The 21966-nt window shown below is 62.7% G+C and carries 21 protein-coding genes; 9 read left to right on the top strand and 12 right to left on the bottom strand.

The annotated features are described in order from the left end of the window. Positions 1-31: 31 nt before the first annotated feature. The 8 genes from ACM6IT_RS21655 to nrdR all read right to left on the bottom strand — a co-directional run bounded on the left by ACM6IT_RS21655 (position 32) and on the right by nrdR (position 6020). The gene (locus ACM6IT_RS21655) at positions 32-535 is read right to left on the bottom strand and encodes a phosphatidylglycerophosphatase A (RefSeq protein ID WP_007970166.1); all 504 of its coding nucleotides are present in this window, start codon (positions 533-535) and stop codon (positions 32-34) included. Then, positions 532-1497 carry a thiamine-phosphate kinase gene (thiL, locus tag ACM6IT_RS21650; RefSeq protein ID WP_414918648.1) on the bottom strand — a complete coding sequence of 322 codons (966 nt, stop codon included), beginning with the start codon at positions 1495-1497 and terminating at the stop codon, positions 532-534. The genes ACM6IT_RS21655 and thiL overlap by 4 nt, the downstream gene beginning before the upstream one ends. Positions 1498-1525: 28 nt before the next feature. Continuing rightward, positions 1526-2026 carry a transcription antitermination factor NusB gene (gene nusB / locus ACM6IT_RS21645; RefSeq protein WP_056728930.1) on the bottom strand — a complete coding sequence of 167 codons (501 nt, stop codon included), beginning with the start codon at positions 2024-2026 and terminating at the stop codon, positions 1526-1528. Next, positions 2023-2499: a 6,7-dimethyl-8-ribityllumazine synthase gene (gene ribE / locus ACM6IT_RS21640; RefSeq protein ID WP_003228649.1), complete on the bottom strand. Its 477-nt coding sequence runs from the start codon at positions 2497-2499 to the stop codon at positions 2023-2025. Before ribE ends, nusB begins: the two co-directional genes overlap by 4 nt. A 91-nt stretch (positions 2500-2590) precedes the next feature. After that, positions 2591-3682: a bifunctional 3,4-dihydroxy-2-butanone-4-phosphate synthase/GTP cyclohydrolase II gene (gene ribBA / locus ACM6IT_RS21635; RefSeq protein WP_007984459.1), complete on the bottom strand. Its 1092-nt coding sequence runs from the start codon at positions 3680-3682 to the stop codon at positions 2591-2593. A gap of 30 nt (positions 3683-3712) precedes the next feature. Further along, entirely contained in the window at positions 3713-4378 is a 666-nt protein-coding gene (locus ACM6IT_RS21630) for a riboflavin synthase (protein ID WP_046815884.1), read from the bottom strand. Between the two features lie 47 nt (positions 4379-4425). Continuing rightward, positions 4426-5559 (bottom strand): bifunctional diaminohydroxyphosphoribosylaminopyrimidine deaminase/5-amino-6-(5-phosphoribosylamino)uracil reductase RibD, encoded by a 1134-nt coding sequence (gene ribD, locus ACM6IT_RS21625; RefSeq protein WP_414914801.1) that lies wholly within the window; start codon positions 5557-5559, stop codon positions 4426-4428. Continuing rightward, entirely contained in the window at positions 5556-6020 is a 465-nt protein-coding gene (gene nrdR, locus ACM6IT_RS21620; protein ID WP_003228656.1) for a transcriptional regulator NrdR, read from the bottom strand. Before nrdR ends, ribD begins: the two co-directional genes overlap by 4 nt. Positions 6021-6147: 127 nt before the next feature. Here nrdR and ACM6IT_RS21615 point away from each other — a divergent pair, with 127 nt between their 5' ends. The 3 genes from ACM6IT_RS21615 to trxA all read left to right on the top strand — a co-directional run bounded on the left by ACM6IT_RS21615 (position 6148) and on the right by trxA (position 8265). Beyond that, the gene (locus ACM6IT_RS21615; RefSeq protein WP_056728934.1) at positions 6148-6612 is read left to right on the top strand and encodes a YbaY family lipoprotein; all 465 of its coding nucleotides are present in this window, start codon (positions 6148-6150) and stop codon (positions 6610-6612) included. After that, on the top strand, positions 6609-7262 hold the full coding sequence (locus tag ACM6IT_RS21610; RefSeq protein ID WP_414918647.1) for a class I SAM-dependent methyltransferase: 654 nt from the start codon (positions 6609-6611) through the stop codon (positions 7260-7262). The genes ACM6IT_RS21615 and ACM6IT_RS21610 overlap by 4 nt, the downstream gene beginning before the upstream one ends. A 130-nt stretch (positions 7263-7392) precedes the next feature. Further along, entirely contained in the window at positions 7393-8265 is an 873-nt protein-coding gene (gene trxA, locus ACM6IT_RS21605) for a thioredoxin (protein WP_414914799.1), read from the top strand. Between the two features lie 89 nt (positions 8266-8354). Here trxA and ACM6IT_RS21600 read toward each other — a convergent pair whose 3' ends face one another. After that, positions 8355-8696, bottom strand: a complete 342-nt coding sequence (locus ACM6IT_RS21600) for a hypothetical protein (protein WP_056728938.1) — start codon at positions 8694-8696, stop codon at positions 8355-8357. A 135-nt stretch (positions 8697-8831) separates the two neighbouring features. On the opposite strand from ACM6IT_RS21600, the gene ACM6IT_RS21595 reads away from it, so the two are divergent. From ACM6IT_RS21595 to ACM6IT_RS21575, 5 genes are all read left to right on the top strand, one after another. Continuing rightward, positions 8832-9419: a DUF2796 domain-containing protein gene (locus tag ACM6IT_RS21595; RefSeq protein WP_414918646.1), complete on the top strand. Its 588-nt coding sequence runs from the start codon at positions 8832-8834 to the stop codon at positions 9417-9419. Between the two features lie 130 nt (positions 9420-9549). Further along, positions 9550-10260 carry an ABC transporter ATP-binding protein gene (locus ACM6IT_RS21590; protein WP_057713120.1) on the top strand — a complete coding sequence of 237 codons (711 nt, stop codon included), beginning with the start codon at positions 9550-9552 and terminating at the stop codon, positions 10258-10260. A gap of 1 nt (position 10261) precedes the next feature. After that, the gene (locus tag ACM6IT_RS21585; protein ID WP_414918645.1) at positions 10262-11527 is read left to right on the top strand and encodes an ABC transporter permease; all 1266 of its coding nucleotides are present in this window, start codon (positions 10262-10264) and stop codon (positions 11525-11527) included. Positions 11528-11538: 11 nt separating this feature from the next. Next, positions 11539-12057 carry a DUF3299 domain-containing protein gene (locus ACM6IT_RS21580; protein ID WP_056728945.1) on the top strand — a complete coding sequence of 173 codons (519 nt, stop codon included), beginning with the start codon at positions 11539-11541 and terminating at the stop codon, positions 12055-12057. 262 nt (positions 12058-12319) lie between these two features. Next, positions 12320-13018: an OmpW/AlkL family protein gene (locus ACM6IT_RS21575; RefSeq protein ID WP_056728947.1), complete on the top strand. Its 699-nt coding sequence runs from the start codon at positions 12320-12322 to the stop codon at positions 13016-13018. A 263-nt stretch (positions 13019-13281) separates the two neighbouring features. Here the strand turns inward: ACM6IT_RS21575 and ACM6IT_RS21570 are convergent, their stop codons facing one another. Next, on the bottom strand, positions 13282-14211 hold the full coding sequence (locus ACM6IT_RS21570; protein ID WP_414918644.1) for an NAD-dependent epimerase/dehydratase family protein: 930 nt from the start codon (positions 14209-14211) through the stop codon (positions 13282-13284). Next, the gene (locus tag ACM6IT_RS21565) at positions 14204-15088 is read right to left on the bottom strand and encodes a sugar nucleotide-binding protein (RefSeq protein WP_008053852.1); all 885 of its coding nucleotides are present in this window, start codon (positions 15086-15088) and stop codon (positions 14204-14206) included. Before ACM6IT_RS21565 ends, ACM6IT_RS21570 begins: the two co-directional genes overlap by 8 nt. 253 nt (positions 15089-15341) lie before the next feature. On the opposite strand from ACM6IT_RS21565, the gene ACM6IT_RS21560 reads away from it, so the two are divergent. After that, a complete protein-coding gene (locus ACM6IT_RS21560) occupies positions 15342-19649 on the top strand; it encodes a DEAD/DEAH box helicase (protein ID WP_414918643.1) in 4308 nt (1435 codons plus the stop codon). A 168-nt stretch (positions 19650-19817) separates the two neighbouring features. Here ACM6IT_RS21560 and ACM6IT_RS21555 read toward each other — a convergent pair whose 3' ends face one another. After that, a complete protein-coding gene (locus ACM6IT_RS21555; protein ID WP_414918642.1) occupies positions 19818-21932 on the bottom strand; it encodes a mechanosensitive ion channel family protein in 2115 nt (704 codons plus the stop codon). Between the last annotated feature and the right edge of the window lie 34 nt (positions 21933-21966).

The raw sequence follows: 21966 nt of genomic DNA, 5'->3' as shown, positions 1-21966 counted from the left end.
AGCTCTCATGATCAACGCCTGGAATCCCCGGTCAGGCGAAAAACCACACCAGTCCCTGCATCGCCAACCAGGCGAACACCCCGGCCAGGACATCATCGAGCATGATGCCGACGCCGCCATGTACGTGCCGGTCAATCCAGCGAATCGGCCATGGCTTGAGGATGTCGAAGAAGCGGAACATCAGGAAACCCGCCAGCAACCACTGCCAGCCTTCCGGCACCAGCCACAGGGTGATCCACATCCCGACCATTTCGTCCCAGACGATGCCTTCATGGTCGTGTACCCGCAAATCGTCGGCCACTTTGCCGCACAGCCAGAAGCCGAACAGCATGGTGATGCCCAGCATCAGCCAGTAACCCCAGTCGGGCAGCATCTGCCACAACGGGATAAAGGGCAGCGCAACCAACGACCCCCAAGTGCCGGGCGCCTTTGGCAAGGTGCCCGAGCCAAAGCCGAACGCCAGGAAATGCCATGGATTGCGCCAGACCGACGGCGGTACGAACTCCGCCGGGACCTGTTTGGGATGATCTGTCACGGTGACTCCCGAAAATGTTGATAACCCCGGGATTGCGGGGTGATGTCTTTGCCATCGGCGTCCAGCAGCCTCACGCCCTGCCCTGTCACAACCTGGCCAATTACATGGATCGGCCAGCCACCGGCCAGTAATAGCGGCAATTCGACGGGCGGCAAGGTGAAGGCCAGGACGTAATCGTCGCCGCCGCTCAGGGCTGCAACCTGTGCGTCCGACTGACCGAGAAAGTCGACCAGACTCTGCGACAGCGGCAATCGATCCCGCTCGACTTCGATTCCGACCTTCGACGCCAGCGCGATATGCCCGCAATCCGCGAGCAGGCCGTCGGAGATATCCATTGCCGAAGTGGCCTTGCCCCGTAGCGCCTGACCCAAACCGAGCTGCGGTTGCGGCGACCAGTAATGCGCCAGCAATGGCTCGGCAATGCGCGCTTCGGCTGTGCGCTGGCCGAGCACCAAGGGCAAGGCACCGGCGGCATTGCCCAGGTTGCCGCCGACACACAGCAGGTCGCCCGGTTGCGCTCCACTGCGGGTCAGCGCCAGGCCGGCCGGCACGCGTCCGAACACGGTCATGGTCAGGCTCAGCGGCCCGCGGGTCGTGTCGCCCCCCACCAGCGCCACGCCGCAGCTTTGCGCCATCTGGTTCAAACCACGGGCATAAGCTTGCAGCCAATCGGCGGTCACCGTCGGCAAAGTCAGGGCAAGGGTAAAGGCAACCGGGGTGGCGCCCATGGCGGCCAGGTCGCTGACGGCCACGGCCAGCGAGCGCTGACCGAGCAGAAACGGATCGCAGGGATCGGCGAAATGCACGCCGGCCACCAACGTATCGGTAGAGATCGCCATCTGCTCCCCGGAGGGAACAGCCAGCAAGGCGCAGTCATCGCCGATCCCGAGGGCAACGCCTTCGCCGCCCTGCGCACAAGGCGCGGCGGCGAAGAAATTGCGGATCAGCTCAAACTCGCCCATGGCTTCGTGTCGACATTCCAAGCGCCGATCAGCGCTTGAACGCCTTCACTTCAGCTTCACGCAGACGCGGGGCCAGCTTGTCGAGCACACCGTTGACGAACTTGTGGCCGTCGGTGGAACCGAAGACCTTGGCCAGTTCGATACCCTCGTTGATCACAACGCGGTACGGCACGTCGACGCGCTTGAGCAGCTCCCAGGTGGACAGACGCAGAACCGCCAGTTCAACCGGGTCCAGCTCATCGATGGTCAAGTCCAGGCAAGGCGTGAGCGCGGTGTCGATTTCGGTCTTGAATTGCGGAACCCCGTGCAGGATTTCGCGGAAGTACGCGCCGTCGACATCACTGAAATCGTTATCGACCCGGAACTGCGCTTCGATCTCGTTCAGCGACTGCTTGGCCATGTGCCATTGGTACAGCGCCTGAGTCGCGAGCTGACGGGCTTCGCGACGCTTGACGCTTTTCGATGGCTTGCCGGCATCCGCAGGCTTTGGATCGCGCGGGTTGAAACGATCGCTTTCGTCGCTAATCACTTGGCCTCCAACTGCGCCAGCAGGCTGACCATTTCCAGAGCGGACAGGGCAGCTTCAGCACCTTTGTTGCCGGCCTTGGTGCCGGAACGTTCAATGGCTTGCTCGATGGAATCAACGGTCAGGACGCCGAAAGCGACCGGTACGCCGAACTCCATGGACACCTGGGCCAGGCCCTTGGTGCACTCGCCAGCCACGTATTCGAAGTGCGGGGTGCCGCCACGAATGACCGCGCCCAGGGCGATGATTGCCGCGAATTCGCCTTTCTGGGCGACTTTCTGCGCAACCAGCGGGATTTCGAAGGCGCCAGGTGCGCGGATGATGGTGATGTCGCTTTCGCTCACGCCGTGGCGAACCAGGGCATCAACTGCACCGCTGACCAGGCTTTCAACGACGAAGCTGTTGAAACGGCCCACTACCAGAGCGTAGCGGCCTTTAGGGGCAATGAAGGTACCTTCGATGGTCTTCAGGGTCATTCGATAGATCTCTTAAAGAGCCGGGACGCGTCTCGTACGCGTCCCTCGGTGATATTTGAACCGCGAATTCAAGGCCGGAAACAACCGGTCATTATTCGGAGGGCACGTATTCTACAACTTCCAGATCGAAACCGGATATCGCATTAAATTTCATGGGTGCCGACATCAGGCGCATTTTGCGTACGCCAAGGTCACGCAGGATCTGCGAACCGGCACCGACAGTGCTGTAGGTGGTCGGTTTTTTCACCGCTGCGTGATCGGCGGTTTCGCGGATATGCGCGAGCAACACGTCGCCATCGAGCGGGTGACCGAGCAACAGCACCACGCCGCTGCCAGCCTCGGCAACCGTGGCCATGGCGGCGCGCAGGCTCCAGCGGCCGGGTTGCTTGACCATCAGCAGGTCACGCAGCGGGTCCATGTTGTGCACGCGAACCAGGGTTGGTTCTTCGGCACATACGTTGCCCAGGGTCAGCGCCATGTGCACGTCGCCTTCCACCGAATCACGATAGGTCACCAGGTTGAATTGGCCCAGTTCGCTGTCCAGTGGCTGCTCGGCAATCCGCTGAACGGTACGTTCGTGGATCATCCGGTAGTGAATCAGGTCGGCGATGGTGCCGATCTTGATGTCGTGTTCAGCGGCAAAAGCTTCCAGCTCGGCGCGACGGGACATGGTGCCGTCGTCGTTCATCACTTCGCAGATCACGCCGCTCGGCTCGAAACCGGCCATGCGCGCCAGATCGCACGCCGCTTCGGTGTGGCCGGCACGGGCCAGGGTACCGCCGGCCTGAGCCATCAGCGGGAAGATGTGGCCCGGGCTGACGATGTCTTCAGCCTTGGCATCACGGGCAGCGGCAGCCTGCACGGTACGCGCACGGTCGGCGGCCGAGATGCCGGTGGTCACGCCGGTGGCCGCTTCGATCGATACGGTGAACTTGGTGCCGAAACCGGAACCGTTGCGCGGCGCCATCAATGGCAGCTTGAGCAGTTCGCAACGCTCGCGGCTCATCGGCATGCAGATCAGGCCACGGGCATGCTTGGCCATGAAGTTGATGTGCTCGGGCTTGCAGCACTCGGCGGCCATGATCAGGTCGCCTTCGTTCTCGCGGTCTTCGTCATCCATGAGGATGACCATCTTGCCTTGGCGGATGTCTTCAACCAGTTCTTCGATGCTATTGAGCGCCACAAGGCACCCCCCTTCTTTCGAAATTAGAGCTCAGGATTTGAGGTAGCCGTTTTGGGCCAGAAAGCTTTCGGTAATGGTGCTGCCGGCAGTCGGCTCTGCGGCCTTGTCGCCCAAAAGCAGGCGCTCCAGGTAACGGGCCAGCAAGTCCACCTCCAGGTTCACCCGGCGGCCTGGCTGATACGACGCCATGATGGTTTCGCTCAGGGTGTGGGGAATAATGGTCAGCAGGAACTCGGCGCCATCGACTGCGTTCACGGTCAGGCTGGTGCCGTCGACGGTGATCGAGCCTTTATGGGCGATGTACTTGGCCAGGTCCTTCGGCGCGCGGATGCGGAATTCCACGGCGCGCGCGTTCTCGGTACGGGCAACCACTTCGCCCACGCCGTCGACGTGACCGCTGACCAGATGCCCGCCGAGGCGAGTGGTCGGGGTCAGGGCTTTTTCCAGATTGACCGGGCTGCCGCTTTTCAGGTCGTTCATGGCGGTGCAGTCGAGGGTTTCGCGACTGACGTCCGCCGCAAAGCCATTGCCCGGCAATTCCACGGCCGTCAGGCACACGCCGTTGACCGCGATGCTGTCGCCCAGTTTGACGTCGCTCAGGTCGAGCTTGCCGGTTTCGACGTGAACCCGCACATCACCGCCCTTTGGGGTCAATGCACGAATACTGCCGATGGATTCGATGATGCCGGTAAACATGAGGTTCTCCTCGAGAACAAAGCCAGCGCTATAGCGATGGCCGGAAATTATACGCTCGCTGCTGGCGTAGGAATGGCAATGACTCGCCAGTCATCGCCCACCGCGCGAATTTCGATGATTTTAAGCTCGGGCGCATCCTTCATTTGCGCGAGCGGCCAGTCCAGCAGCGGCCGCGCCGAGGAACCCAGGAACTTGCCGGCAATAAAAATCTGGAACTCGTCCACCAGACCGAGCTGGGCAAAGGCACCCGCCAGACGCGGGCCGGCCTCGACCAGCACCTCGTTGGCACCACGGGCGGCGAGCTCAACCAGCAGCTGGCGCAGATCGACCTGGCCATCGTAGCCCGGCACGATCAGGCATTCCGGACCGTTGGCGTATTGCTCTTCCACTGCCACGCAGGTGGCGACCAGCGCTGGGCCAGCCTTGAAGAACGGCGCATCCAGCGGCACCCGCAGGCGCCCGTCGACCAACACCCGCAGCGGTGGACGGCTCATGGCCAGTGCCGTTTGCCTGGCATCCAGACCCAACTCATCGGCACGCACGGTCAAACGAGCACTGTCCGCCAGCACCGTATCGGCACCGGTCAGCACCACACTCGCCTGGGCACGTAGCCGTTGTACCGCCGAACGCGCTGCCGGGCCGGTGATCCACTGGCTTTCGCCGCTTTCCATCGCCGTGCGCCCGTCCAGGCTCATGGCCAGCTTGACCCGCACGAACGGCAAGCCGTGTTCCATGCGTTTCAGAAAGCCTTGATTAAGCTTGCGCGCCTCGCCTTCCAGCACACCGCTTTCAGTGGCGATACCGGCCTGGGCCAGGCGTTGCAGACCGCGACCGGCGACTTCCGGATTCGGGTCCTGCATCGCTGCGACCACGCGGGCCACACCGGCATTGACCAGTGCATCGGCGCAAGGCGGTGTGCGGCCGTGGTGGCTGCAAGGCTCAAGCGTCACGTATGCGGTGGCGCCACGAGCTTGCTCACCGGCCGCGCGCAAGGCGTGGACTTCAGCGTGGGGCTCGCCGGCGCGCTCGTGCCAGCCTTCGCCGACAATCTGCCCGCCCTGCACGATCACGCAACCGACACGCGGATTGGGGTGCGTCGTGTAATGTCCCTTGCGCGCCAGTTCCAGGGCACGGGCCATGAAATGGGCGTCGAGGATGGCTTGTTCTGCGGGTGTGGTCATTCTTTCACCGGTTCACGGGCCAGGCGATCGATCTCTTCGCGGAACTCATTGAGATCCTGGAAGCGACGATATACCGAAGCGAAGCGGATATAGGCGACTTCGTCGAGCTTCTGCAGCTCGGCCATCACCAATTCGCCGACCACGAGGGATTTGACCTCGCGCTCGCCCGTGGCGCGCAGTTTGTGTTTGATGTGCACCAGCGACGACTCGAGGCGCTCGACACTCACCGGGCGCTTCTCCAGCGCGCGCTGCATGCCGGCGCGGAGTTTTTCTTCGTCGAACGGCTGGCGACTGCCGTCGGTTTTGATCAGGCGCGGCAACACCAGTTCAGCCGTCTCGAACGTCGTGAAACGCTCGCCGCAGGCCAGGCATTCACGCCGGCGGCGCACCTGTTCGCCCTCGGCGACCAGACGCGAGTCGATGACCTTGGTGTCGTTGGCACCGCAGAAGGGACAGTGCATGGTGGCAGGCAACAAAAAAAGGGAGGGCCATGGTAGCGCATCCCGGTGGCAAGACAAGCCATAGGGTTTGCGGTATACAGACGGGATGATCACTTGATCCATGGAATTCAGCTTTATGGAGCCACCAATGTCGTTACGTCCGCTCATTTTGCTCAGTGTTTTCAGTCTGCTGGTGGCTTGCGGCAGCGATGCCCCCAAGTCCCAGCCGCCAACGCCAGGCCCGGCGCCGCAGCAAGCGCAGAAGAAAGCCCGGGAGGCGGCTGACCTCGGCCCTCTGCCCGCCTATCAGCGTGAACTGAGCGGTACCCTGCAAGGCGTTCCAGCCGGCGCTGAGGTCGAACTGGCATTGCTGGTGATCGACGATAAGGACCGCCCGCAACAATTGCTCGCCAGTTCCAGCCTGATCGGCAACAACCAGGTGCTGCCATTTCACCTGCGTTTCAATCCGCAATCCTTCCCGTCCGGGGGCCGTGTTGAACTGCGAGGCCGCGCCAGTCAGTCCGGGCAGCTGATCCTGCACTTGCCGTCGCAGCTGATTACCCAGCCGACCACCCAGGCCCTGGGTCAACTGCAATTCGTCAAAGCCCCATGAGTGCACCGCTCGACCTGCAAAAGGCGTTGGGTGAACTGCTCGGTGATGCGCAATTGGTTGCCTGTGAGTTACCAGGGACCGACCTGAAGTTGTGGCTGATCGACGGCGACAACATGGACCGCGCCTTCAGCCCGGAAGAGACCCGGCGCATCCTGCATGAGCCGCCGTACTGGAGTTTCTGCTGGGCCAGCGGCCTGGCCGTGGCCCGCTATCTGGCCGAAAACCGGCATTGGGTCGAAGGCAAGCGCGTGCTGGATTTTGGTGCCGGTTCCGGGGTGGCGGGGATTGCCGCAGCCAAGGCCGGCGCGCTCGAAGTGCTGGCCTGCGACCTTGACCCGCTGGCGATTGCCGCGTGTCGGGCCAATGCCAAGCTCAATGACGTAGAACTCAACTACTCGACAGATTTTTTCTCCGAGGCCGATCGCTTCGACCTGATTCTGGTGGCGGATGTGCTGTACGACCGGGCCAACCTGCCGCTGCTCGACCAGTTCCTCAGCCGCGGCCGAGAGGCGCTGGTGGCGGATTCCCGAGTGCGGGATTTTCGCCATCCGTTGTACCGGCGCATCGAAATGCTTGAAGCCATGACCCTGCCGGATCTGGCCGAGCCCCACGAGTTTCGGCATGTGAGCCTGTACCACGCGCAACGCTAGCTAAAAGCTTCGTCGGATCGCCGCCCGGAGCAAGCCCGGTCAGGCAACACACCGCTCACGGCCACCCCGCTTCCGGCCGCCCCCCACCAAGTCGTATAGTTGCCCCATTCACGCTTTTACGAGATTGCCCATGAGTCAGGAAACGCCGTACATCTTCGACGCCACGACTGCCGATTTCGACCAGTCGGTGATCGAGAACTCTTTCCACAAGCCGGTGCTGGTGGATTTCTGGGCCGAATGGTGCGCGCCCTGCAAAGTGCTGATGCCGATGTTGCAGAGCATTGCCGAGAGCTATCAGGGTGAATTGCTGCTGGCCAAGGTCAATTGCGACCTCGAACAAGACATCGTCGCCCGCTTCGGCATCCGCAGCCTGCCGACCGTGGTGCTGTTCAAGGACGGCCAGCCTGTCGACGGCTTTGCCGGTGCCCAGCCGGAATCCGCCGTGCGCGCCCTGCTCGAACCCCACGTGCAGATGCCGCCACCGGCCGCCGCCGATCCGTTCGAACAGGCCCAGGCGCTGTTCGACGACAGTCGCTTTGCCGATGCCGAAGCGCTGCTCAAAGTGATCCTGGGTGAAGACAACACCAACGCCAAGGCACTGATCCTCTACGCCCGCTGCCTGACCGAGCGCGGTGAACTGGGCGAAGCGCAAGCCGTGCTGGATGCGGTCAAGAGCGACGAGCACAAGGCCGCGCTGGCTGGCGCCAAGGCACAGATCAAGTTTCTCGGTCTGGCCAAGGACCTGCCGGATGCCGCCGATCTGAAGGCCCGGCTGGCAAAAGACCCGCTGGACGATGAAGCGGTCTATCAACTGGCGATCCAGCAACTGGCCCGTCAGCAGTACGACGCCGCTCTGGAGGCTTTGCTCAAGCTGTTCACCCGCAACCGCAGCTACAGCGAAGGCCTGCCACACAAGACCTTGCTGCAGGTGTTCGAGTTGCTGGGCAATGATCATCCGTTGGTGAGCACCTACCGCCGCAAGTTGTTTGCCGCCCTCTATTAAAAATCAAAAGATCGCAGCCTGCGGCAGCTCCTACAGAGAATATGTATTCACCCTGTAGGAGCTGCCGCAGGCTGCGATCTTTTTACGGTCTACTCGATCCAGCTGTAGAGCGGCGTATCCCCGCCGCTCACTACCTTCACGTCCGGACTATGGCGCAAACGCACCAGCAGGCGTTTGCCCGCCGCCGCGCTGCCGGTCAGCCCTTCGAGTTGATCAAGCAGGTCCGGCCCGCTGAGCTGCCCTGCCTTGCGCAGCAAATCCCTGGCGATCTGCCACAGCGCATCATCCTGATTCAGTGGTTTCGCCGCTGGCACGCTGACGGCGGATTTTTCCACCTGCAACTGCGCCCCTAGCCGCGCCCAGTCCGCGTCGTCCATCTCCAGGGTCAAATCCACCGGCCAATCGCCGATGCTTCCGCGAATTCGCAACATAGGTCTGCTCCCGCACATTTCTTCCCGGCATGCTCCCATGGGACTTGTGCAACGCCAAGCAGGCAGTCAAACTCTCCGCACTTACGTTATAAGATCACATAACATTTTCTTCATTTTACTTTTCGGAGACTCGTCATGCGCCGTCTGCTTCTCGCCCTGCCGTTTGCCATGTTGCCGCTGGCTGTCGCCCATGCCGCCGACGAACACGATCATGAGCATGGCAGCCTGGCCGCCCACGAACATGGCGTGGGACGCCTGAACGCGGCCCTGGACGGCAAGACCCTGGAGCTGGAGCTGGAAAGCCCGGCCATGAACCTGGTGGGTTTCGAGCACGTCGCCACCAGCGACGCCGACAAAGCCAAGGTCGCCGCCACCCGCGCGCAACTCGAGCAACCACTGGCCCTGTTCAACCTGCCGAAAGCCGCCGGTTGCGTGGTGGAAAACCAGGAACTGGAAAGCCCGCTGTTCGGCGACAAGCCCGAGGCCGACGATGATCACGATGAAGACGCCAAGGACGAAGACGGCCACGAACATCATGATCACAGCGAAATCCACGCTCGCTATCAGTTCACCTGCGCCACGCCAGATGCATTGAAGACCCTGGACCTGGCGAATATTTTCACCCGCTTCCCGGCCACCCGGAAAATTCAGGTACAACTGATCGGCCCGAGCGGGCAGCAAGGGGTTGATGTGACGGCCAAGGCTGCTGCGCTGAAATTCTGAATTCACTGAAGCCCCCCTGTAGGAGCTGCGGAGTGAAACGAGGCTGCGATCTTTTGACCCTCAACGATCAAAAGATCGCAGCCTGCGGCAGCTCCTACACAGGTCAATCAACACCCATGAAATCGGCTAAATGACCCAAGCACTCATCGAACTGTCCGACCTGGGCTTCAGTTGGCCCGGTCACCCGCCGCTGCTGGACATCCCGGCGTTTCGCCTGGAGCGCGGCGAAACCCTGTTCCTCAAAGGCCCCAGCGGCAGCGGCAAGACCACCCTGCTCGGCTTGCTCGGCGGCGTGCAAAAGCCTGATCGCGGCAGCATCCGCCTGCTCGGCCAGGAACTGACGCAACTCTCGGCCGGCGCCCGCGACCACTTCCGCGTCGATCACACCGGCTACATCTTCCAGCAGTTCAACCTGCTGCCGTTTCTGTCGGTGCGCGAGAACGTCGAACTGCCCTGCCACTTCTCGAAACTGCGCGCCGAACGGGCGAAACAACGCCACGGCAGCGTCGACAAAGCCGCCGCCACGCTGCTCGCCCACCTGGGTTTGAAGGATGAAAACATCCTCGGTCGCCGCGCCGACTCGCTGTCCATCGGCCAGCAGCAACGGGTCGCCGCCGCCCGCGCACTGATCGGTCAACCGGAACTGGTGATCGCCGATGAGCCGACCTCGGCCCTCGATTACGACGCCCGCGAGAACTTCATTCGCCTGCTGTTCGCCGAGTGCCGCGAAGCCGGGTCGAGCCTGTTGTTCGTCAGCCATGACCAGAGCCTGGCGCCGCTGTTCGACCACAACCTGTCGCTGGCCGAACTCAATCGCGCCGCCACCCCGTCCGAGGTCTGAGATGTATCTGTTTCGTCTAGCCATGGCCAGCCTGGCTAACCGTCGCTTCACCGCGATCCTCACCGCGTTCGCCATTGCCCTGTCGGTGTGCCTGTTGCTGGCTGTGGAGCGCGTGCGCACCGAAGCCAAGGCCAGTTTCGCCAGCACCATCAGCGGCACCGACCTGATCGTCGGCGCCCGCTCCGGCTCGGTGAACCTGTTGCTGTATTCGGTGTTCCGTATCGGCAACGCCACCAACAACATCCGCTGGGACAGCTTCGAACACTTCGCCAGCAACCCGAAAGTGAAGTGGGCGATCCCGATGTCCCTCGGCGACTCCCATCGTGGTTATCGGGTGATGGGGACCACTGAAGCGTACTTCGAACATTACCAGTACGGACGCCAGCAACACCTGCAACTGGCCGATGGCCGGGCTTTTGCCACTGACCCGTTCGAAGTGGTGCTCGGCGCCGAAGTGGCCGATGCACTGCACTACAAACTCGGTGACAAACTGGTGCTGGCCCACGGCGTGGCGGCGATCAGCCTGGTCAAGCACGACGACAAGCCGTTCACCGTGGTCGGCATTCTCAAACGCACCGGCACACCGGTGGACCGCACGCTGCACATCAGCCTCGGTGGCATGGAAGCGATTCACATCGACTGGCATAACGGCGTGCCGGCCCGGGGCGAGGGGCGCATCACCGCCGACCAGGCGCGCAACATGGACCTCACGCCGCAAGCGATCACCGCGTTCATGCTCGGCCTGAACAACAAGATTTCGACCTTTGCCCTGCAACGGGAAATCAACGAGTTCCGTGGTGAGCCGATGCTGGCGATCCTGCCGGGCGTGGCGTTGCAGGAGCTGTGGAGTCTGATGGGCACCGCGGAAAAGGCTTTGTTCGTGGTCTCGCTGTTTGTGGTGCTGACCGGGTTGATCGGCATGCTTACGGCGATTCTCACCAGCCTCAATGAACGCCGCCGGGAGATGGCGATCCTGCGCTCGGTGGGCGCACGCCCCTGGCACATCGCGACGCTGTTGGTGTTGGAAGCCTTTGCCCTGGCGCTGTCGGGCGTGATCGCCGGTGTGGCGTTGTTGTATGCGTGCATCGCGGCGGCCCAAGGCTATGTGCAAGCCAACTACGGTCTGTTCCTGCCGCTGTCCTGGCCGAGCGAATATGAATGGACGCTGCTCGGTGGCATCCTGATCGCCGCGCTGCTGATGGGCAGTGTGCCGGCCTGGCGCGCCTATCGCCAATCCCTGGCCGATGGCCTGTCGATCCGTTTATGAGGACGTTGAAAATGCCCCGCGCCGTACTTGCGCTGTTGATGCTGGTCGCCCTGCCGCTGTGGGCGGCCCAGCCAAAAGACCTGACCTGGTCGGAGATGATCCCGCCCGACGCGCCAAAAGAAGTGCCGAACATGACGCCGCTGCACGATCTTTCGCAGATGAGCAATGCTCTGTCGGCCGAATCGGCGCCCGCCGCCAAGCAAGACCTGCCCAATGCACCGGTGGTCAAGACCCTCGATGGCCAGAACATTCGCCTGCCGGGTTACATCGTGCCGCTGGAAGTGAGCGAGGAAGGCCGCACCACGGAGTTTCTGCTGGTGCCGTATTTCGGCGCCTGCATCCATGTGCCGCCACCGCCGTCGAACCAGATCGTGCACGTCAAAAGTGAGGTTGGCGTGAAGCTCGACGAGTTGTATCAGCCTTACTGGATCGAAGGCGCGTTGCAGGTCAAGGCGTCCACCAGCGAACTGGCGGATGCCGGATATCAGATGGAGGCGGACAAGATTTACCTGTATGAACTGCCGGAGTGAGTCCGACTGTATTGTGTCAACTGTCTGTCCGCCATCGCGAGCAAGCTCGCTCCCACAGGGTCAAGTGCTGAAACACAAATCTTCAGCACACCACAACTCCTTGTGGGAGCGAGCTTGCTCCGGGCGGCGATCCGACGATCAGGCCATGAAAAACACCACAAAAATCACTCCCACCCCACTTTCATTGAGCTGCATCAAAAGACCGAATAGTTAGCCCGCTTACCATTGGACATCGAACTTTTTAACGTCCTCTGGAGCCCCCATGAACAAGTCCATGCTCAGCGCTTCGCTGGTTGCCCTCGCGCTTGCAGCCCCGCTCGCCCACGCCTTCGAGGCGGGCGACATTCTCCTTCGCGCCGGTGCAATCACCGTCAACCCGGAAGCCGACAGCTCCAGTGTCAAGGTTGATCAAGGCCCGCTGGCGGGTGCCGACCTGGGTGGCAAGGCGACACTGAGCAGCGACACGCAACTGGGCTTGAACTTCGCCTACATGCTCACCAACCACCTGGGCATCGAGCTGCTGGCGGCGACCCCATTTGAACATGATGTAAAAATCAAGGGCACCGCGCTGGCACCCGCCAACGGCAAGCTCGGTAGCATCAAACAGCTGCCGCCGACCTTGAGCCTGGTGTATTACCCGCTGGATCCCAAGTCGGCGTTCCAGCCGTACATCGGCGGTGGCATCAACTACACCTATATCTACGACGAACATGTCGGCAGCCGAGCCCAGTCCGCCGGTTTCAGTAACTTCAAGGCGGATAATTCCTGGGGGCTGGCCTGGCAGGTCGGTGCCGACTACATGCTGACCGACAACGTGATGATTAACGCCCAGGTGCGCTACATCGACATCGATACCACCGCCACTGTGGAAAACAACGCCATTGCACCGGGCACCCGGGCCAAGGTAGACGTTGATGTGGATCCGTTCGTCTACATGGTGGGTCTGGGTTACAAGTTCTAAGCGACACTGCTGGAAGAATGTTCACGTGGTGGTGAACCTGGCTGTTGTGGCGAGGGAGCTTGCTCCCGCTGGGTTGCGAAGCGACCCTAAAACCGACAAAAGCGGTGATTCAAACAAACCGCATTGACTGGATTTACGACTGCTGCGCAGTCGAGCGGGAGCAAGCTCCCTCGCCACAGGAGTTGCACAAGTTGTACGTAAATTCCGGCCATGAAAAAGGCGCCTGTAAAAAGGCGCCTTTTTCATGTCCGCATGGAAGCGATCTATCGCCCCAGCAACCGCGCCAGCCCCTCGCGCATCGGGGTCTGCTCAGTGGTACTGAAGCGTTCCAACAGGCGCCGGTTGTTCGCCCGGGAATGACGAATGTCACCGGAGCGCGCCGGGCCGTAGCTCACCGGTGGCAGCTTGCCGACCACCGCTTCGAGCGCTTCGAGCATTTGTTTGAGGGTCGTCGCCTGGTTCCAGCCGACGTTGACCGCACCGTCTTCGACCCGGGGCTTCTCGATGGCCTGCACCAGCAAGTCGACCAGATCTTCGACATAGACAAAATCCCGGGTCTGCTCGCCATCGCCGAACACCGTGATCGGCAAGCCCTTCAGCGCGCGCTCGCTGAATATGCTGATTACCCCGGAGTACGGCGAGGACGGATCCTGGCGCGGACCGAAGATGTTGAAGAAGCGGAAAATCACCGGCTCCAGCGCATGTTGGCGGCGGTAGAAGTCGAAGTAATGCTCGCTGGCCAGTTTGTCCACCGCGTAAGGCGTCAACGGCGCCTTGGGCGTGTCTTCGTCAATCGACTCACCTTCGCCGTTGTTGCCATACACCGCCGCGCTCGAAGCAAACAGCACACGCTTGACCCCGGTCTGGCGCATGGCTTCGCAGACGTTCAGCGTGCCGATGAAGTTGCTCTGGTGCGTGCGCACCGGATCGTCTACCGAGGCCTGCACCGAAGCCACGGCCGCCAGGTGCGCCACGGCGCTGCAACCGGCCATCGCCCGGGCAACCAGAGCTGCATCGGCCACGTCGCCAACGATCAGTTCGACCCTGGGATTGTCCAGCGGCAGATTGCTGCGTTTGCCCGTGGACAGGTCATCGAGAATCCGCACCGAGTGGCCCTTGGCAAGCAGCGCGTCAGTCAGGTGAGAACCAATGAAACCGGCACCACCGGTGATCAAAACGGGGTCGTCAGCCATGGCGATAAAACCTGTCTAGTAGACCGGGAAGCGCCGCACGCCAGGCGCGCGGTTTGATTCCAAAGGTGTGCAGAATTTTTTTGCAGGCCAGTACCGCGTGTTGCGGTTCTTCGGCGGCATCCGGACGCGCGGCGTGGGCCTGGGCGGTCGGGGCTTCGATAGCCAGCGGATGCAGGCTGCGGGCTTCGGTCAGGATCGCCTGCCCCAGCGCCAGCGGCGTGGTCGCCTCATGCCCGGCGTAGTGGTAGGTGCCCCACAGCGGCGCGGCGCAATCGAGTTGCTTGAGCACTGAAATGATCACGCGGGCCGCATCGTCGACCGGCGTCGGATTGCCCCGTCGGTCGTCGGCCATCAACAGTTCTTCGGGTTGCTCGGCACGGGCGAGGAAGCGGCCAAGGGCGCCGTCCGGGCTATCGTCCAGCAGCCAGCCGAAACGCAACAGCACGTGCTGGGGGCAGGTAGCGCGCACACTTTGCTCGATCCGCCACAATGCCTGACCCCGCAGACCCAGGGGTACCGGTTCGTCTTTTTCGCTGTAGGCCGTGGCGCGGGAGCCGTCGAACACGCGATAGCTGGAGGGTTGCAGCAGAACGATGTTGTGGTGCTGGCACAGTTCCGCCAGACGCTCGATCGCGCGCTCCTGGCCGGCCAGGCGCGATTCGCTCACTGCCTCGGCCTGAAACCAGTCGAAGTAGTAGGCAAGGTTGATCAATGCATCGGGACGGGTGTCGTCGAGCAGTTGTGTCAGGCTCGCGGCATCCCAGCCGTCTTCGGGCGGGCGGGGGGCGAGGAATCCGATGTCTTCCTCCGCACCAAGGCGAATCAGCGCCTGCCCAAGGGCATTTCCGCCGCCCAGTAACATAAGGCGCATTCGCATAGAGTCAGCAGGCCCAGTCTGATTGAAACGATGGCTTTATCGACACCGCCCCAGGCGATGTCGTTGATAATTGCCGGAATCGTTGCATTTTGCGGGTTTAGTGCGCAACCGTCACCCGTAAAGTGTAGATGTCCGACTTTTGCGTTGCCGCCACTGGCCTCATCGCGAGCAAGCTCGCGATGAGGCCCTGAAGACCAGCGAAGGTCTTGAGCGGTACTTGCAACTTCCCGTCCCCACCCGCATAAATTGCTGCATGAACCTGCCCATCCCCGCAGACAGTGCCCTGAGCGGCTTTCACCCTGCCGTCAGCGCCTGGTTCAACCATACGTTCCCGGCCGTCACCGCCGCCCAGGCCCGGGCGTGGCCGTTGATCCGCCAGCGCCGCTCGACCTTGGTCGCCGCGCCCACCGGTTCCGGCAAGACCCTTACCGCCTTTCTCGCTGTCATCGATGACCTGGTACACCGCGGCCTGGAAAACCCCGAAGGCTTGCCCGACGCCACCCAGGTGGTCTACGTCTCGCCCCTCAAGGCGCTGTCCAACGACATCCAGATCAACCTGCAAAACCCGCTGGCCGGCATTACCGAGCAATTGGGCGTGATGGGCCTGCCGCAACTGCAGATCAGCACTGCCGTGCGCACCGGCGATACACCGCAAAAAGACCGTTCGGCGATGCGCAAAACGGCGCCGCACATTCTGGTGACCACGCCGGAATCCCTGTATGTGCTGCTCGGCTCCGATTCCGGCCGGCAGATGCTCGGCACGGCACGCACGGTGATCGTCGACGAGATCCACGCCATGGCCGCCAGCAAACGCGGCAGCCACCTGGCACTGAGCCTTGAACGCCTGCAAGCACTCTGCCCGGAGCCGCTGCTGCGCATCGGTCTGTCGGCCACGCAAAAGCCCATCGAAGCCGTTTCGCGCTTCCTTGTCGGTGGCGATCGTCCGTGCGAGATCGTCGACATCGGCCACGCCCGCCCCCGCGACCTGGACATCGAAGTGCCGCCCGTGCCGCTATCGGCCGTGATGGCCAACGATGTCTGGGAACTGGTGTACGACCGCCTCGCCGCCCTCGCCCGGGAGCACCGGACCACACTGATTTTCGTCAACACCCGGCGCCTCGCCGAGCGCCTGAGCCGGCACCTGAGCGAGCGCCTGGGCAAGGATGCCGTGGCCGCCCATCACGGCAGCCTGGCCAAGGAATTTCGCCTGGATGCCGAGCAGCGACTCAAGCGCGGCGACCTGCAAGTGCTGATTGCCACGGCATCGCTGGAACTGGGGATAGACATCGGCGACGTCGACCTGGTGTGCCAGATCGCCTCGCCGCGTTCGATTGCCGGGTTTCTGCAACGGGTCGGCCGTTCCGGGCACCAGGTCGGCGGCACGCCCAAGGGCCGTTTGTTCGCCACCACCCGCGACGACCTGATCGAATGTGCCGCGCTGCTCGACTGCGTGCGTCGGGGCGAACTCGATACCTTGCTGATCCCGCGAGCGCCGCTGGACGTGCTGGCGCAGCAGATCATCGCCGAGGTCAGTTGTCAGGAATGGCCGGAGCAAGCGCTGCTGCGCATGCTGCGCCGCGCCTCGCCCTACGCCGCACTCGACGACAAACACTATCAGGCGCTGCTGCACATGCTCGCCGAGGGCTACAACGGCCGTCAGGGCATCCGTAGCGCCTATCTGCATCGCGACGCCGTGAGCCGCACCCTGCGCGGGCGCCGGGGCGCAAAACTGACGGCGGTGACCAGTGGCGGGACCATTCCGGACAACGCCGACTACAGCGTGCTGCTGGAGCCTCAAGGGCTGAACATCGGCACCATCAACGAAGACTTCGCCGTGGAAAGCATTGCCGGGGATATCTTCCAGTTGGGCAACACGTCCTATCGGATCCTGCGGGTGGAAACCGGCAAAGTCCGGGTCGAGGATGCCCGGGGCCTGCCGCCGACCATTCCGTTCTGGCTCGGTGAAGCACCGGGGCGCAGCGCCGAATTGTCCGCGGCGGTGGCGCGCTTGCAGGCACAACTCGACGACCTGCTGGGGGCTGCGCCAGGCAACTTGCAGCCAGCGCTCGACTGGCTGACCGAGACCCTGGGCCTGAACCTTACCAGCGCCGAACAACTGGTGGACTACCTGGCTCGCGCACGGCAAGCACTGGGTGCCCTGCCATCCCAGGACACGCTGCTGATGGAACGCTTTTTCGACGAGTCCGGCGGCACCCAACTGGTCATTCACACGCCGTTCGGCAGCCGCATCAACCGCGCCTGGGGCCTGGCCTTGCGCAAGCGCTTCTGTCGCACCTTCAACTTCGAGTTGCAGGCAGCCGCCAGCGAAGACGCCATCGTGCTGTCGCTGTCCACCAGCCACAGTTTTGAACTGGATGACGTCTGGCGCTACCTGCACAGCAACAGTGCCGAACACATCCTGATTCAAGCCGTGCTCGACGCGCCGCTGTTCGGCGTGCGCTGGCGCTGGAATGCCGGCGTGGCCCTGGCGCTACCGCGCTACAGCGGCGGGCGCAAGGTCCCGCCGCAGATTCAGCGGATGAAAAGCGAAGACCTGATCGCCAGCGTGTTTCCCGATCAGATCGCCTGCGTGGAAAACCTCGCTGGCGAACGGGAGATTCCCGACCATCCGTTGGTGGAACAGACCCTCGACGATTGCCTGCACGAAGCCATGGACACCGAAGGCTGGCTGGCTTTGCTTCGACGCATGGAGCGCGGCGACATTCGCCTGATCAGCCGCGACTTGCCGGCACCCTCGCCGCTGGCGGCGGAGATTCTCAGCGCCCGGCCCTATACCTTTCTCGACGATGCACCACTGGAAGAACGCCGCACCCAAGCGGTGCTCAATCGGCGCTGGAGCGACCCGCAGTCCACCGATGATCTTGGTGCGCTGGACGCCGAGGCGATTGCCGCCGTGCGCGACGAAGCCTGGCCGACGCCCTCCGGTGTCGATGAAATGCATGAGGCCTTGATGAGCCTGGCGTGCATCACCAATGCCGAGGCCTGCGCCAATCCGCAGTGGCTAGACTGGCTCACAACCCTGGCCGACAGTGGGCGCGCGAGCCGTTTGCAGATCAACGCCGGGCAATCGCTGTGGCTGGCACTGGAACGCCTGACCTGCCTGCGGGCGATTTATCCACAGGCCGAATTGACGCCATCGCTGCAAGCGCTGCCGGACTTCGACGAGGCCTGGGAACCCGACGACGCCATCCTCGAACTGATCCGTGCACGGCTCAGCGCCTTCGGGCCGCTGGCGCTCGAGCGCATTGCCGAACCGCTCGGTTTGCCCGCTGCGCAGGTCAACCAGGCCCTGGCGCAACTGGAACGCGAAGGTTACGTGCTGCGCGGCCGATTCACCCCGGGCACCGCCCAGGAAGAATGGTGCGAGCGGCATTTGCTGGCGCGGATTCACCGCTATACGGTCAAGCGCCTGCGCCGGGAAATCGAGCCGGTGGCGTTGCAGGATTTCATGCGATTCCTGTTCGACTGGCAGCATGTATCGAGCGCAAGCCAGGGCCAGGGCGCGGCGGTTTTGCCGGCCGTTATTGCGCAATTCGAAGGCTACCCCGCCGCTGCTTCAGCCTGGGACAGCGATATCCTGCCAGCGCGAATCAAGGACTACTCGGCGACCTGGCTGGATGAGTTGTGCCGCAGCGGCAGACTGGTATGGACACGCCTGACTGCACACAACAAAAGCGCCAGCACCGCCCTGCGCAGCACGCCGATCGTGTTGCTGCCGCGCAACCAGGTCGGCCTCTGGAGCAGCTTGACCGAACAGACGCCGGTCAGCGAACTGTCGCCGAAAACGCAAAAGGTCCACGCCGCCCTCAGCCAGCATGGCGCGTTGTTTTTCGATGAGCTGATCCATGAGGCCCACCTGCTGCGTTCAGAGCTGGAAATCGCCCTGCAGGAACTGGTGGGCGCGGGGCTGGTGAACGCCGACAGCTTCGCCGGATTGCGCGCCCTGATTACCCCGGCCAGCAAGCGCCAGCCGCGCAACAGTCGGCGTGGACGCGGAGCATTCATCGGTGGCATGGACGACGCCGGACGCTGGGCCCTGTTGCGACGCGCACCTACCGGGCCGATGGTGCAAAACCAGCGGATGTCTGCCGAAACCCTTGAACACATCGCCATGACCTTGCTGCGCCGCTACGGCGTGGTGTTCTGGCGCTTGCTGGAACGCGAGGCGGACTGGTTGCCGAGCTGGCGGGAACTGCTGCGTACCTTCCATCAGCTGGAGGCACGCGGCGAGATTCGCGGCGGGCGGTTTGTCAGTGGCCTGGCGGGAGAGCAATTCGCCCTGCCCGAGGCGATCCCCTTGTTGCGAGAGGTGCGGCGTCGGCCCCATGACGGCAGCCTGGTCGCGGTGTGCGGGGTCGATCCGCTGAACCTCGCCGGCACGCTATTGCCCGGCATGAAAGTCCCGGCACTGGCGTGCAATCGGCTGGTGTATCGGGACGGGTTGCCGGTGGCTGCCGAGATTGCCGGCAAGCAGCAGTTCTGGGGGGAGTTGGATCAGCTCGGTGGTGCCGAGGTGCGCAACAAACTGATCCGGCATTGAAGTTGTCTGGTCTGGCGCCTTCGCGAGCAAGCCCGCTCCCACATTGGATCTATGTTCGGACGCAGATTGGTGTTCCAACACAAAACCCTGTGGGAGCGGCGGTGCGGCGATCCGACTTGCCCGCGAAGAGGCCATCACAGCCAACAAAGAACCTCAGGACAAAACCTTCTACTGAGAACGCGGCCTATCCGGCATCAGTACAGCAGCATGCTCTGGTTCGATCTCCGGCGGCGCTTCGACCGGATGCCGCGGCACCAGCGCCTGCTGTGGATAAGTCTGCGCGAAGTTCACCCACGGACAGTTATCCACAAGCTTTTTCAACCGCTGGTTGAAGGCCCGGCTCACCGCGTATTGACCACCGGACACCGTGCGGAATTGCGCGGTCAGCACCACACCGTTGAGGTCCATCTTGTCGACGCCAAACACATCCAGCGATCCTTGCAGGTTGTAGCGCAGGAACGGGTCGTTGCTGATGGAGTGCCCGGCCTCGCGGATCAGTTCGATGGCCTTGTCGACATCGGTGTCGTAAGTGAACTGCACCGAGAAAAACGCATAGGCGAATTGCCGCGATTGGTTGGTCACGGCCTTGATCTGCCCGAACGGCACCGAGTGCACGAATCCCTTGCCGTCGCGCAGGCGCAAGGTGCGAATGGTCAGGCCTTCGACGGTGCCTGCGTGGCCGGAATCGAGCACCACCCAGTCACCAATGGACAGGGTGTCTTCGATGATGATGAACAACCCGGTAATCACATCCTGCACCAGTTGCTGGGAACCGAAACCGATCGCCAGGCCGATGACCCCGGCACCGGCCAGGAATGGCGCGACGTTGATTCCCAGGTTGGCCATGGTGGTGATCGCGCAAATCACCACCAGGATGATTTTGATCGCGTTGCGCAGCAGCGGCAGGATGGTTTTCACCCGCGTACTCGGCTGGCGCGCCGAGCGCTTGTTGGTGGGTGGTTTCAGGGCTTCCTGAATGGCCGTGTCGAGCAACACCCAGACCATCCAGGTCACCAGGAGGATCAAACCGATGTGGCTCAGGGAATCGCTGATCGCCCGGCCCACGGCATTGGTCACTGCGAATTCGAACAGCGACACGCCCCAGATCCGTCCGAGGATATCGATGAACACGATGGCCATGCCGATGCGCAGCAAGGCGTGGGACAGATTGAGAAAGCGTTCCTTGTAGGCGCTGCTGCGGCGCAGCTCCGTCTCGCTGTGGGCCTTGAACAAATGGTGCAGCGTGGTGCTGAGGAACACCGTGGCAATCAGCAATACAGTGGTGAACAAGGCGCTGCGCAGCACTCTCTGGTTGTCCGCCCCGGCACCGATCAGGTTGATGATCGAAACCAGTACCATCAACAGAATCGGCCAATACCAGAGCCCGGAAAATATCCGCAGGGTTTCACGCAGCGCCGGCTGCCTGAGGCGCTGGGCCAGCGGCAGGATGCGGATCACCTGGGCGACCGGTCGGCGCATGCGGATCACCAGTAAGCCGAAGGACATCGATGCTGCCAACCCGGTGAACACGGCGATGCTGCTGGTGAGGTTGCTGCCCAGTTGATGGGCGATCTGCGGGCTGGTCAGGGCATCGCTCAATGCCACCAGAAAGCCGATGACGAACAAGGGGCGGGGACTCTTCTCGCGGATGATCTGCACCGCCCGCCGCTTGTGCCCGACATTGAACACCACCACCAGCGACAGCACCAATGACGCGGCAAATATCCCCGCGCTGGCGGCATAGGCCAGACACAGCGCCAGCGCCCGTCCTGCCGATATCGGCAAGAACTGACTGGCATAAATCGTCAACGGCAGACTGATCACCGCCGCAAGGGTGTAGGGCAGCACGTAGCCGAGCAACGCCTGGCCCCGCTCACGACTGAGCAGCAGACGATGCTCGCACAGGCGCCTGACGGCCATCCGCCCAAGCAGCCAAAGACAGGCAAACACCACCGCCCACACGCAGGTCAGCAGCAGGAAATCGCCGGCGACGCTCCAGGGCGAACGGGCCGAAGGCTGATTGACTAACTGATCCACTTCATCGACTGCCAGGTCGGCACGCAGGCGCCAGACGTCGACGAGATTTTCATTGAGATCGAGTTTGGTCTGGACCTCGTCGATGCTTGAACTGATGGCCCCCAGTAACCCGCCTTGCACCAGCGGCTCGGGGTGGGCCGGCGGCGTCGCGGCGGCGGGCAGCCCCGGTATCGCGGCGGCTTCCAGTTGCTCGCTGCCCACAAACAGCAACGCACCGAGCAGTATCGCGGTCTTGAGCCTGATCAAAACACCCGCTCCTTTGGCTGTATCGGTAGGGAAC

The sequence above is a fragment of the Pseudomonas sp. IT-P4 genome (assembly GCF_949767755.1).
Classification (GTDB): domain Bacteria; phylum Pseudomonadota; class Gammaproteobacteria; order Pseudomonadales; family Pseudomonadaceae; genus Aquipseudomonas; species Aquipseudomonas monachiensis.
The sequence above is the reverse complement of the archived record's forward strand: the minus strand, read 5'-3'. Positions and strand labels throughout refer to the sequence as shown.

What these genes read in the sequence shown, in the direction of transcription:
- thiL (WP_414918648.1), bottom strand. Translation starts at nt 1,497, where the DNA reads ATGGGCGAGTTTGAGCTGATCCGCAATTTCTTCGCCGCCGCGCCTTGT.
- ribE (WP_003228649.1), bottom strand. Translation starts at nt 2,499, where the DNA reads ATGACCCTGAAGACCATCGAAGGTACCTTCATTGCCCCTAAAGGCCGC.
- ACM6IT_RS21630 (WP_046815884.1), bottom strand. Translation starts at nt 4,378, where the DNA reads ATGTTTACCGGCATCATCGAATCCATCGGCAGTATTCGTGCATTGACC.
- ribD (WP_414914801.1), bottom strand. Translation starts at nt 5,559, where the DNA reads ATGACCACACCCGCAGAACAAGCCATCCTCGACGCCCATTTCATGGCC.
- nrdR (WP_003228656.1), bottom strand. Translation starts at nt 6,020, where the DNA reads ATGCACTGTCCCTTCTGCGGTGCCAACGACACCAAGGTCATCGACTCG.
- ACM6IT_RS21615 (WP_056728934.1), top strand. Translation starts at nt 6,148, where the DNA reads ATGTCGTTACGTCCGCTCATTTTGCTCAGTGTTTTCAGTCTGCTGGTG.
- ACM6IT_RS21610 (WP_414918647.1), top strand. Translation starts at nt 6,609, where the DNA reads ATGAGTGCACCGCTCGACCTGCAAAAGGCGTTGGGTGAACTGCTCGGT.
- trxA (WP_414914799.1), top strand. Translation starts at nt 7,393, where the DNA reads ATGAGTCAGGAAACGCCGTACATCTTCGACGCCACGACTGCCGATTTC.
- ACM6IT_RS21600 (WP_056728938.1), bottom strand. Translation starts at nt 8,696, where the DNA reads ATGTTGCGAATTCGCGGAAGCATCGGCGATTGGCCGGTGGATTTGACC.
- ACM6IT_RS21595 (WP_414918646.1), top strand. Translation starts at nt 8,832, where the DNA reads ATGCGCCGTCTGCTTCTCGCCCTGCCGTTTGCCATGTTGCCGCTGGCT.
- ACM6IT_RS21590 (WP_057713120.1), top strand. Translation starts at nt 9,550, where the DNA reads ATGACCCAAGCACTCATCGAACTGTCCGACCTGGGCTTCAGTTGGCCC.
- ACM6IT_RS21585 (WP_414918645.1), top strand. Translation starts at nt 10,262, where the DNA reads ATGTATCTGTTTCGTCTAGCCATGGCCAGCCTGGCTAACCGTCGCTTC.
- ACM6IT_RS21580 (WP_056728945.1), top strand. Translation starts at nt 11,539, where the DNA reads ATGCCCCGCGCCGTACTTGCGCTGTTGATGCTGGTCGCCCTGCCGCTG.
- ACM6IT_RS21575 (WP_056728947.1), top strand. Translation starts at nt 12,320, where the DNA reads ATGAACAAGTCCATGCTCAGCGCTTCGCTGGTTGCCCTCGCGCTTGCA.
- ACM6IT_RS21570 (WP_414918644.1), bottom strand. Translation starts at nt 14,211, where the DNA reads ATGGCTGACGACCCCGTTTTGATCACCGGTGGTGCCGGTTTCATTGGT.
- ACM6IT_RS21565 (WP_008053852.1), bottom strand. Translation starts at nt 15,088, where the DNA reads ATGCGAATGCGCCTTATGTTACTGGGCGGCGGAAATGCCCTTGGGCAG.
- ACM6IT_RS21560 (WP_414918643.1), top strand. Translation starts at nt 15,342, where the DNA reads ATGAACCTGCCCATCCCCGCAGACAGTGCCCTGAGCGGCTTTCACCCT.